This is a genomic window from Streptomyces atratus (assembly GCF_040655115.1).
Classification (GTDB): Bacteria; Actinomycetota; Actinomycetes; order Streptomycetales; family Streptomycetaceae; genus Streptomyces; species Streptomyces atratus_D.
Genome location: NZ_JBFAJH010000151.1, coordinates 1 through 1129 on the forward strand (window position 1 = coordinate 1; position 1129 = coordinate 1129).

Annotated in this window: 1 pseudogene; it reads right to left on the minus strand. The window is 65.5% G+C overall.

Annotated elements, in window-relative coordinates:
• Positions 1–249: 249 nt before the first annotated feature.
• Positions 250–987: pseudogene (locus tag AB0I23_RS41540) on the minus strand (helix-turn-helix domain-containing protein); the annotation flags it as partial.
• Positions 988–1129 lie beyond the last annotated feature (142 nt).

Sequence of the window (1129 nt, forward strand, 5' to 3'; positions counted from 1 at the left end):
ACCGGCACCCTCTGGATGCCACCCATCACGCAGACCACCTGACAGCACACTTCACACACCGTCACCGATCAGCCGCATTCCTTCTGAATGCGTACACACGGACAGCTCCTCCAGGGATGACGTCTCACCGCTGCCATGGGTCCGCGACCCTGCTCGTTTACGGGGTCGGGCCGATCCACCGGTGTGCTCCGCAAACCGCCAGGAGCGTCATAGCCAGCACATGGCGCGGCATGATCGCAGTGGGTGGATTCACTCGGCCGGTTCTGCGATGGCCTGGTACTGGTCTGCGGCCCAGGAGGCGAGGATGCGAAGGCCGTCGTGGGTGGGTGAGCCGACTTCGGCGGTCCACACGACGAGCTGCTGGTCGGGATCGGTGCTGGCGGTGAGGGTGTCCCAGTCCAGGGAGAGCTCGCCGGCGATGGGGTGGTGGAGGGCCTTCGTGCCCACGCTGAGGGTGGCGACATGGTGTGCGGCCCACCATTGGCGGAAGTCTTCGTCCTGTACGCACAATTCACCGACCAGAGCGGTCAGGCGGGGGTCGTCCGGATACTTCGCCGCCTCCATGCGCAATTGCGCAACTGCGGTACGAGCCACACCTTTCCAGTCGGCATACAGGGTGCGCATCGCCGGGTCGGTGAAAAGAATGCGCACGTAATTGCGATGCTTTTCCGGGACGGCGGCGAAGTCGGTGACCAGCGCCGCTGCCAGGGGGTTCCAGGCGAGGATGTCCATCCTGCGGCCCATCACGATGGCGGGCGTGGCGGTGAGGTCGTCCAAGACCCGGCGCAGCTGCGGCTGGACCTTCTGCCGGGCCCTGCGGCGCGGCTTTGCCGTCTCCTTCCCGGCCAGGCCGAAAAGGTAGCGGCGCTGGTCGTCGTCCAGGTGCAGGGCCTGGGCCACGGCCTCCAGCACCGGTGCGGAGGGAGGCAGCCGGCCCTGCTCGAGCCGGGTGTAGTAGTCCGTCGAGATCGCCGCTAGTGCTGTGACCGCATAGGTTCACCGGTTTGGCACGAAGATCGGACGTTATCCCGTTGCTGAAGTTCCCCCTCTGAAGTGGACAGCCTGATACTGGGACGGATGGGTCCCGGAGGAAGCAGTCCAGGTTGAGTGGCAAGAGCAACATGAGCAA